9 protein-coding genes and 6 pseudogenes are annotated in these 9,065 nt (G+C 39.1%); 7 read left to right on the forward strand and 8 right to left on the reverse strand.

Annotated features, from left to right (window positions below):
* Window positions 1–103 precede the first annotated feature (103 nt).
* Window positions 104–1,030 (forward strand): outer membrane protein, encoded by a 927-nt coding sequence (locus ACFINI_RS06205; RefSeq protein WP_375646845.1) that lies wholly within the window; start codon window positions 104–106, stop codon window positions 1,028–1,030.
* A gap of 532 nt (window positions 1,031–1,562) precedes the next feature.
* A pseudogene (locus ACFINI_RS06210) lies at window positions 1,563–2,669 on the forward strand (tyrosine-type recombinase/integrase).
* Between the two features lie 166 nt (window positions 2,670–2,835).
* Here the strand turns inward: ACFINI_RS06210 and ACFINI_RS06215 are convergent.
* From ACFINI_RS06215 to ACFINI_RS06230, 4 genes and pseudogenes are all read right to left on the reverse strand, one after another.
* Window positions 2,836–3,056 (reverse strand): annotated as a pseudogene (locus ACFINI_RS06215) (hypothetical protein).
* Complete coding sequence (locus tag ACFINI_RS06220; RefSeq protein ID WP_375611112.1) at window positions 3,049–3,255, reverse strand: hypothetical protein; 207 nt, start codon at window positions 3,253–3,255, stop codon at window positions 3,049–3,051. Before ACFINI_RS06220 ends, ACFINI_RS06215 begins: the two are co-directional and overlap by 8 nt.
* Window positions 3,188–3,414 (reverse strand): annotated as a pseudogene (locus tag ACFINI_RS06225) (hypothetical protein). The gene ACFINI_RS06220 and the pseudogene ACFINI_RS06225 overlap by 68 nt, the downstream one beginning before the upstream one ends.
* Window positions 3,411–3,787 (reverse strand): annotated as a pseudogene (locus ACFINI_RS06230) (lysozyme); the annotation flags it as partial. The pseudogenes ACFINI_RS06225 and ACFINI_RS06230, both read right to left, overlap by 4 nt.
* Window positions 3,788–4,093: 306 nt before the next feature.
* Here ACFINI_RS06230 and ACFINI_RS06235 point away from each other — a divergent pair.
* A complete protein-coding gene (locus tag ACFINI_RS06235) occupies window positions 4,094–4,411 on the forward strand; it encodes a type II toxin-antitoxin system HicB family antitoxin (RefSeq protein WP_375633830.1) in 318 nt (105 codons plus the stop codon).
* A gap of 224 nt (window positions 4,412–4,635) precedes the next feature.
* Here ACFINI_RS06235 and ACFINI_RS06240 read toward each other — a convergent pair whose 3' ends face one another.
* The 3 genes and pseudogenes from ACFINI_RS06240 to ACFINI_RS06250 all read right to left on the reverse strand — a co-directional run bounded on the left by ACFINI_RS06240 (window position 4,636) and on the right by ACFINI_RS06250 (window position 6,944).
* Complete coding sequence (locus ACFINI_RS06240) at window positions 4,636–4,878, reverse strand: hypothetical protein (protein WP_375612169.1); 243 nt, start codon at window positions 4,876–4,878, stop codon at window positions 4,636–4,638.
* Window positions 4,879–4,930: 52 nt separating this feature from the next.
* Window positions 4,931–6,370: pseudogene (locus ACFINI_RS06245) on the reverse strand (phage terminase large subunit family protein); the annotation flags it as partial.
* Window positions 6,363–6,944, reverse strand: coding sequence for a hypothetical protein (locus ACFINI_RS06250; protein WP_375612162.1), 582 nt, complete (start codon window positions 6,942–6,944; stop codon window positions 6,363–6,365). The gene ACFINI_RS06250 and the pseudogene ACFINI_RS06245, both read right to left, overlap by 8 nt.
* Before the next feature lie 84 nt (window positions 6,945–7,028).
* Between ACFINI_RS06250 and ACFINI_RS06255 the strand changes: the two genes are divergently transcribed.
* The 4 genes from ACFINI_RS06255 to ACFINI_RS06270 all read left to right on the forward strand — a co-directional run bounded on the left by ACFINI_RS06255 (window position 7,029) and on the right by ACFINI_RS06270 (window position 8,207).
* A complete protein-coding gene (locus ACFINI_RS06255) occupies window positions 7,029–7,295 on the forward strand; it encodes a BrnT family toxin (protein WP_375612170.1) in 267 nt (88 codons plus the stop codon).
* Window positions 7,273–7,578, forward strand: coding sequence for a BrnA antitoxin family protein (locus ACFINI_RS06260; RefSeq protein WP_375612163.1), 306 nt, complete (start codon window positions 7,273–7,275; stop codon window positions 7,576–7,578). Before ACFINI_RS06255 ends, ACFINI_RS06260 begins: the two co-directional genes overlap by 23 nt.
* Window positions 7,579–7,675: 97 nt before the next feature.
* On the forward strand, window positions 7,676–7,939 hold the full coding sequence (locus ACFINI_RS06265) for a type II toxin-antitoxin system RelB/DinJ family antitoxin (protein WP_375612164.1): 264 nt from the start codon (window positions 7,676–7,678) through the stop codon (window positions 7,937–7,939).
* On the forward strand, window positions 7,926–8,207 hold the full coding sequence (locus ACFINI_RS06270) for a type II toxin-antitoxin system YafQ family toxin (RefSeq protein WP_375612165.1): 282 nt from the start codon (window positions 7,926–7,928) through the stop codon (window positions 8,205–8,207). The genes ACFINI_RS06265 and ACFINI_RS06270 overlap by 14 nt, the downstream gene beginning before the upstream one ends.
* A gap of 46 nt (window positions 8,208–8,253) precedes the next feature.
* On the opposite strand, the pseudogene ACFINI_RS06275 reads toward ACFINI_RS06270, so the two are convergent.
* Window positions 8,254–8,784: pseudogene (locus ACFINI_RS06275) on the reverse strand (antA/AntB antirepressor family protein).
* Window positions 8,785–9,065 lie beyond the last annotated feature (281 nt).

The following is a 9,065-nucleotide window of genomic DNA, read 5'->3' on the forward strand; positions in this document are numbered from 1 at the left end:
ATAAAGGAGTATATGCGATTTTGCAGCATAAGATTTTATAAAACTTTGTTTTTCTAAATGTGATTTTTGATTATATTTAAATTTAGCAATGGGGTATAATTTTATGAATACAAAATTTATAACAGCATCTGTTTTTTCTTTGATTTCACCTTCTATAGTACAGGCTGCAGATGTGGTGGCTCACGAAGAGCCAGTACATGTTGCCTCAGAAGTTGTTGCTTCTTCACCTTTTTCTTGGGGAGGTGTTTATTTCGGGGGGCAAGTTGGTGGCTTTTCAAGTAAGATTTCTGCAACAGTGCCTGATGTTAATATTCCTCTCTATCCTGATGAGGGGAGTCAAAGTAAACCATGGATACCTGTCGAGAAACAGCATATGCCCGATCTTTCTGGGTTTATAGGTGGTTTTTATGCGGGTGTTAATTTTGATCTCGGTAATAATTTTATTATGGGGATTGATACGGATATCATTTTAACGGAAAAAAAGGATACAAAAACAAGATTTCATGCAGATGAATCGAGTGCTGGTGGAACTGAAGGATTGGGCACTGAAGGATCGGGTAGTGATACTGAGGAATTAGATACAGAAGAAAAAAGTCGAAAAAAGGCAAAAATTGTCAGGAGACAGGGCAGAGGCTTTTCTCGCTCTTCTGCAGAGGATAAAGAAGAGAAAGACAGTTTAACTTTTAATCATACGTTAAAACAAAAATGGACAGGTGCTACACGGGTGCGTGTTGGGTTTTCTACGGGGCGTGTGATGCCTTATATTGCTGGTGGTGTTGCTTATGGACAGTTTCAGGATATTTTGTCGACAGTAATTACGGGAGGTGAGCCATTTAGTAGGACATCGGATGTAACAAAAACGATGATTGGTTATACTCTCGGTGGTGGTGTTGATTTTGCAATGACAGATCATCTTGTTGTGCGTGCGGAATATCGTTACTCAGATTTTGGTAAAAGGAAATTCAAAGACGAGATTGAAGTTAAGTATAAGACGAATGATTTTCGCGCAGGAATAGCTTACAAATTCTAATTTTGTAGGATAAAGGAGCTTAAATTTAAGAGGTCCTATTTCTTTGATAGGGCCTTTATTTTTTAATTTTATGCATTGTAAACACTATTTTATGGTGAAAAAAGGGGGGCTTTGACTTTGAGTGAGAATGAGGAGGTAAGGAAGAGTTACTCAGAGTCTTAATTGTTAAGAATAAAAAATTTTTAGTTCACGAGGTGTGGTTGAAACATTTGTTGGCAAAGAAGGATTGCTTCGTCTTTCATATTATTACAGTTATCACTTTATAATACCGTTATAGAGTTGCAAACAGTAAACTTAAAGAGAGTTTTTACTATCTAAGTAATGAGAAAATAAAGAAAATTCACATAGAGTGGTGCGGACGGCGTGCACGTTTGTGCAACAATTTTTTCTTCCCTTAGAACTCTCTACAATATCACCTGATAGCACAGTTTATCTTTTTTCTGTTTAATAACTAATTGTTTTTATTTTATTTTATTTATTAAATTGCCTTTTATATATAATCTTGGTACCAGATGAAAGTGCTCCAAGTGCAATTCAAAAGGTGGTTTTTAAAAGGTGGTTCGAAGAACGTGATAGACCGTCTATCTTATCTGTAAAAAATCTATCTAAAGGAAAATATGCTGACAGAGCTGGTTTATGGCTTATCAAAACTACACCAGATCAAGGATGATGGGTTTTTAGGTTTGACCTCAATAAAAGACGACGAGAAATGGGATTAGGCTCTTGTCGCAATGTATCTTTAAAAGAAGCACTGTTCAAAGCTTTAGCTTGTCGTGATCGTTTAGATCAAAGAATTGACCCGATTCGCCGAAAACAAAAAGAAAATTTGCGTCGGGCAGGGGGGATTTCTTTACGAGAAATTGCCTCTAGTGCTTTTGAAACCAAAAAAACGAATTGAAAAATGAAGGAAAAGCAGCAAGCTGGTTAACACCTCTTGAGTTACATGTTTTTCCTAAACTTGATGATACGCCAATCATTGAACTGACGCAAATTGATATAAAAGGATGCATTTTTCCTATTTGGAAAACAAAAAACGAAACAGCAAGTAAAGCTCTATCCCGCTTGAATATAGCTATAAAACATGCGGTGGCACTTGGTATAGATGTGGATATGCAATTAAAAGCAAAAGCTTTATTAGAAAAGTTTATTCAAAATACCCAAAATATTCCAGCTATGCCATGGAAAGAAATGCCTAAGTTTTTTCAATCTTAAAATGATGAGCTTGTATCACATCTAGCTTTAAAACTTCTTATTTTGACGTTTTTTTATACCAATCAGGCATATTCAGAGATTTATGGATCAATATGGATTATCCCAAAAGAAAATATGAAGAGAATTGTTGGAAAGGTTTCTGATTTTCATGTGCCGCTTACAGATGAAGCGTTTGCTGTTATTGAAAAAGCAAAAAAATGGTTTTTTATTTGTTGAGAGTTTTGGAAAGCCTATATCTGATGTAGCACTTTCTAAATTTATGAAAAACAAAGGTTTTAATTATAGACTTCATGGTTTCAGATCGATTCTGCGGGACTGTATAGCAGAGACAACGTCAACACCATTTGAAATTGCAGAATCTGTTCTTGCGTATTCAGTTGGGAATTCAGTGACAAAGGCTTACATGCGGACGGATTTTTTAGAATAGCGCCGTGTTCTCTCAGAACAATGGGCGTCTTTTATATCTGGAGAGGCTTGATAATTGTTATGTCTATTGTCGCGTCAGGTGTCTAAGAAACATTTAAGCGATTAGCGGATAGATTACGATATAATCTCTCTTTCCTCGCTTTAAAAGCGGGAAGGGGGTAAAGCTTTCAGTTTTTGGTTAGCCACTGTTTTATAATGTGCAAAGATATTGTCTATCGCATCCATAAGGCGTGCAAAATCAAGGATAAGCAAAAAAAAGAAAAAATGCTATCCACTTCATCAAACGAGACATCATTTTCACACTTTGATAGGTGATGATCATTTCTTGAAGTATTTCTTTTTCTGATTCTGTAAGCTCTGTGTGTTTTTTGGATTTTTTTCTAACCATGTTTCCACCCACACAAGCGTTCACCTAGATTATTGTGCTTTAAGATCTCTCTTGCTAAATTGGAACTGATGGCGTTCAGATCTTTCTTGTCTAAATAAATTGGCAACCAGCCAACACAAGAAGAAGCATATTTATTTGTCGTGCAACCAGTCAGAGAGAGCAGCACGCATATCAGCATCACTTTTTTGATTAACTTCACTTTCCACCTCCAGCCGTGTTGTGGCTGCTTTTAAAGCTTTTTCTGTTTGCTTTTGTTGCTCTGCTTTTTTCCCAAGAGTAAAAGCTCTTGCTAAGGCAATAAAAAAGCCGCTAAAGCCGCACCTGTTACCATCAAGTTTCTTTTCATCCATAAGATCATAGGCGGTGCTCCTGAAAGCGTTTAGCTACAAAGAAAATACCAGTACATGCGGCTAAAACCATAATGGCGGCTAAAGCCCATTGGATTGGTCCATTTCCTGCTAATAAGCCTCCAAGCCCAGAAAAAGAACCAATAATCGGTGCCAATGCTTCTGCTTTGAAAACCCCCGTTGGTGCTTGCGTTTCTACTGTTTGATAATTGGAGGGAAATAAGCCCCTCTTGCCCATAAGCCTGTTTCTGCCGCACGCCGGTGTGCTAGACCTTCAAGACGCTTTCCGCCTGCTTTGGTCCATTTCTGTAGCTCGGCAGGGACAGCTTCATATTCACCTTGATTGAGCTTTTTTAACAGTGTCGAGTTACAAAAGGCTCTTGTTAGTTGACGCTATTTCTAAAAATGATTGATTAGGATTAATAATGATACTATTATTGGTTATAAACAATAAAGTTGAAAAAATAATCAGCTTGATGAAAGCATCACCAAAGAACATAAAGTTTTCAGATTTGTTGGCTGTGTGTGTGTACATTTTTTTTGGAGAACCGCGGAACAATGGTAAAAGCCGCTTTGTTTTTAAAACCCCGTGGCTTGGTGACCCCCGTATGAATATTCAAAAAGATTCTGGTAACAAAGCAAAAGCTTATCAATTCAGACAAGTCTTACAAGCGATAGAAAGGATGAAACATGAACAATAATCATTATACATATCGTGTTTTGTGGTCGCAAGAAGATGAGGAATATGTTGGATTGTGTGCAGAATTCCCATCCCTTTCATGGTTAGATGCTCAAGCAGAGAAAGCTTTAAAAGGTATTATGGACCTTGTTTCAGAAGTTGTTGAGGACATGCAACATAATGGAGAAGAAGTTCCTCTGCCTTTGTCTCATGGTAAATATAGTGGCAAGTTTCAATTAAGAATACCACCAGAACTCCATAGAAAACTTTCAATACAAGCCGCTGAAAATGGTGTTAGTTTAAACAGATACATTTCTTCTAAGCTTTGAATCTTTTAAAAATCTATACGTACTAAAAGAAAATTAATTCTTATGAAAACCTCTAAATTAAACAAATACCCGTTTTCAAGACGGATGAAGAAGCAGAAAACTTTGTTGATACTGCAACCTTACTGATTATGACTTAACTGATTTTAAATCTGTTCATTTTGAATTCTTACCTAAAGAAGCCTCTTGATCTTCTCCCCACCTTTAAAGATGGGGAAGGGAGGTATTTAAGCAACCTTTTTAATGGGGTTTTCTAGATCTGGTTCGTAAGCTCGCAATAAAGGCAACATAACTGTAGGAAACTCTGAATCGCCAAAATCTGTAAGAGCTGCCAAAATCTTTGTAATATTAGGCACTTCATCTTGAAGTTTAAAAACTAAAGCTTTTTCCACCATGCCCATAATCTCAATTATGGCAGTGCAATCCTCATCTCCAATGCTGTGATGATTGGAAAACTGAAACAATGCTATTCATAAATCGCACAAAAAATCGATACTGGTATTCATTGCACACCCCCAAAGATTTTCTTTGCCATACTGCACGCCATCTCGCTTGCCCCTTAATGCCCCCAGATACGCCGCTCCTCACGGGGGCGCACGTAATTATAAACCGCCTGTGTATGTCCACCACCGGTATCAATACAAGCAGCTGTTATCCTAATCCCCTCTTTATAGCCTGGATGTGGCCAGCGTTTTGCAAGATATTCATCCAATTGGTCCCATACTTCAAAAGAAGAGGGATCACCAAGGATCACTTGATAATCAATATGCCAACTTTCTTCACTACGCCCCCATCCCACCACTTCAAGTTCCAAGCGGTCATTTTGCACATCAATACCAGCTGTCAACACGACGGATTGTTCTGGTGCCAATGGATAATCTTCGCGTTTTGCATAGAGGCTATCAGGATCAATAACTTCGCCTGTTCTGTCCTCCCATGGCTCTCCAAGCACTGTATTGACAAAAGGCTGTAGAAGAGCTGGATCATCTTTGGCATTTAAAAACTCTCTTGCACATTCCCCCCATGTAAGCCAAGGAGAATAGAGTGCCGAAATATGATAAGAACGCAAATTGGGTCTGCTTGACTCACTGGTTGGGACCCAGCATGCGCCTCTTTCTTCACACATGAGATCTGTTTTTCGGTGCTCGGCATGTTCATGACCACAATGCGCACAAACAAAAACAGCTTTTTCGGGAGCCCCTTTCGGCCATTTGATTTGTGACCAAACAATCGGCTGGAGTGTACCACATGCATCACAAGGCACGTTGTAATATCGCTGGTCTCCTAGTACAAAATCTTTGGCAATACGGCTTGTGTCACGGTGGGTGGGTGGGACAATTTAAAGATCTTTCGTTGTACAAAGGTTGATGTGCGCTTTTCCGCAATCATCACTGGATCACCTTCGTTATCGACACTGAGAGGATAACCATCCACTTCATCCAAAATCAGATAACGAATAGGCATGGAACGCAAACCAGCAGCACTGTTTGCCCCTGTAAGCATCAGTGCACCACCATCAAACTCTTTCGAAAACATGGTATTCCCGCTGTCGCGTGCCCGCGCTGGGGCAATGCGTTCGCTTAAAGCAGGGCTTGCCATAATCATAGGATCAAGCCGCGTCTTTGAAAGCTTTTTGGCTGTCTCAACCGTTGGCATCACATAAAGGGCAGGTCCTGGACTATAATGAATAGCATAACCGCAGAAATTTAATCCTGCCTCTGACATGCCAACTTGCGCCCCTTTCATGACAATAGTTGTTTCAATCGGTTTGTGAGAGGAAAGATTATCCATGATTTCGCGCAAATAGGGGGGCCGCTTTGTTCTCCACAATCCAGATTCAGCACTTGCTACGGTGCTAAGGTATCTATTCTTATCCGCCCATTGCGAAACCGTATACGGTGGGTCCGGTTGTCTTGCATTATTGGCATGGGCGAAAAATTCTTCGACTGCATTGTCATCCATTATTCGTTTCTTGCAAGTTCTCTAACTCTGGAGAATGAGGATCATGAAAAGGCACTGGAATATTAACCGCCTCAAGCAAAGCGGTTCTCATAGTGTAATCAATAGCACCAATAAGGCTGGCCGCATCACATCCAACTTGTGCAGCAATGCTTGCACCAAAACGATGAGGAAAATTCAACATAGCATCACGGTGCGTTCTTCCAAACTCACGAGCTGCCTTTTTCATTTCTTCTCGATCAACAGTGGTTTCGCGCAATCGTTCAAGTGCAATCTTTTCGCTTTCAAGGGCAACTTGCATTCGCTCCAGTTTTATCTTGTATTCATTGGCTCCATCTGTAGAGGCTTGTTTGATCTTTGTCCGCGGTTGACCATCAGGCGCTAAAAATGGAGCAGGGCGCTTTGTTGGATTCTCATTCCAGATGGCTGTTGCAACGGCTTCATTGACAGAACCATCTTCAAAAAGAGCCTTATCAAATTTACCTGTCTTTATCCGAGAAACCACCGCATTATGTGAAACACCCATCTTCTTCGCAAACGCACGAACCGATAAACCCTTACGCGTTTTCTTATTCATAGTTGCTCCATTTTGAATGGTATATACAAATTATTGTACACTTTAATTGTTGACAAGGTTTTATTTTTCGTGTACATAAAATATATGAAGATAGTGTGGGATGAACCAAAAAGAGCTTTAAACATTGATAAACATAAGCTTGATTTTGCTGATGTTATTTACTTTGACTGGGAACATGCTCTTATTGATGCAACACATTCAAACCGCATGAAGGCTATTGGACATTTTGCTGATGGCACAACAGTTATTGTTTTTGCAAAGCTTGGCAATGAAGCGATATCCATTATCAGTTTTCGTCAAGCGAATAAAAAAGAAAGAGAGGTTTTCAATGATTATCAAAAAAAACTTTGAAACAGGATGTGGCTACACAAAAGAAGATTGGGACGCTGTGGATTCCCCACCATTGACAGATGAAGAACTTGCACGCTTAAAGCCAGCTAAAGATGTTTTACCAGCCTCCTTTTTTAAATATGTAACAGAAGAACGCCGTAAACGTGGGCGTCCACCGGTTGAATCTCCCAAACAAGCGGTTACTCTACGCCTTGACCCAAATGTTATTGCCTCTTTTAAAAAACAAGGAAAAGACTGGCGAACACGTATGGGTGAAGTCTTAAAAAAAGCAAGTGGTTGTTAAGCCAAACGATCTCGCCACTCTAAAAAATGTGCTTTACAGTTGAAATTAAACTTCAATTGTATTACATTGAAGTACAATTACAAGAGGAGAGCTCATTATGGCTGCCAGTCGCATGGTTCAAGCGCGTGTACCAGAAGAAATTCAAAATATCGCTAGTCAAGTTATTCAAGCTTCAGGTTTATCAGTAAGTGATGTTGTGAGAGTGTTGATGACGCGTATTGCACAAGATAAAGCTATTCCGTCCTTCTTGTTTCAACCTAATGCAGAAACTATAGCGGCTTTTGCAGAACTAGAGGAAGGTAACTTAAAAAAGTTTCATTCCGTAGACGAATTATTTGATGATCTCTATGCGGACGATTGAACGTACCACTATCTTCAAATGTGATTTCAAGCGTGAAATGAAAGGACGGTATCGGCATCTTTTAGATACTGATTTGCGCCAAATCATTGCAGCATTAGCAAATGATCAACCCTTAGAACCTCGATATCATGATCATGCATTGACTGGGAATTGGAGCAATTATCGAGATTGCCATATTCGACCTTACCTAGTGTTGATTTATCGCTTGATTGGTCAAGATCGATTGATTTTAGCGCGTCTGGGCTCCCATTCAAAACTTGATCTTTAAACCACCTCCCCATTTTGAGAACGGGGAGGGGAGATGTGTTTTAAATCTAAGTAGCTTTTACGACAGATCTTGCTAAAACGCGCTTAGCTTCTTTTGTAACTGATTTGTAATGATCAAGCTCTTTTTCGATTTCATCTATTTTCAAAAGATAACCAAAGATGATACCCATGATTTTAGGATAATTTGTCAAAACATATTGGCGAAGATAGTTAAAATCATCAAAGCGTGTATCATTATCATAATCAACAGCTTGGTTTCTCAGTTTCTTTTCACATTCAATAAAGTAACGGCGTGCTTGACGTCCTTTCTCATTGCGTTCAACCATGGAAAGTTCTTTCGCCATGTCTAAGGTGAGGTGATATTCTTTGCTGATAACATTTTAACGTTTCCCAATTTTGGGAAGCGTTAAAATATAGTCTTTTCCCTCTTCAAATTCATACTGATTAATACGGTTCGTAATCCAAATAGCAAAACGTTTACCTATTGCCAAAAATGTATGTAATTCAGGTGCATTCACTGTCTGAACGATATCACCATCAATCGTAGTTTGATGTAAGTCAATTAAATATTGTGCCATGATTTGGCTCCTATGTGCTTAAAGGTTTTCTATTGACACTCTAAAAGATGCCGGGTGCTAGAAAACACGGCACATAGCCCGTCGTTATGCTTTCCCCACAAGGGTATTGTATAGCATAACTACACCCGACAAAGTTATTATATGCGCCTAACATACAATGAGTCAAAGTCTTTAATGTGTGGAAGACTGATTATTTCGGCAACCAATCCGCTATGTGTTTAAGGTGTTTTCTAGGCACCTGATTCGAAAATACCTATTACTATAGAATTGTCCAGCAACAA

This window comes from Bartonella sp. AA56HLJMS, assembly GCF_042197145.1.
GTDB lineage: Bacteria > Pseudomonadota > Alphaproteobacteria > Rhizobiales > Rhizobiaceae > Bartonella.

Bases quoted from the DNA above. Each gene is read 5' to 3' on its own strand.
- ACFINI_RS06255 (WP_375612170.1), top strand. From the start codon at position 7,029: ATGAAGATAGTGTGGGATGAACCAAAAAGAGCTTTAAACATTGATAAA.
- ACFINI_RS06265 (WP_375612164.1), top strand. From the start codon at position 7,676: ATGGCTGCCAGTCGCATGGTTCAAGCGCGTGTACCAGAAGAAATTCAA.
- ACFINI_RS06205 (WP_375646845.1), top strand. From the start codon at position 104: ATGAATACAAAATTTATAACAGCATCTGTTTTTTCTTTGATTTCACCT.
- ACFINI_RS06260 (WP_375612163.1), top strand. From the start codon at position 7,273: ATGATTATCAAAAAAAACTTTGAAACAGGATGTGGCTACACAAAAGAA.
- ACFINI_RS06270 (WP_375612165.1), top strand. From the start codon at position 7,926: ATGCGGACGATTGAACGTACCACTATCTTCAAATGTGATTTCAAGCGT.
- ACFINI_RS06235 (WP_375633830.1), top strand. From the start codon at position 4,094: ATGAACAATAATCATTATACATATCGTGTTTTGTGGTCGCAAGAAGAT.
- ACFINI_RS06250 (WP_375612162.1), bottom strand. From the start codon at position 6,944: ATGAATAAGAAAACGCGTAAGGGTTTATCGGTTCGTGCGTTTGCGAAG.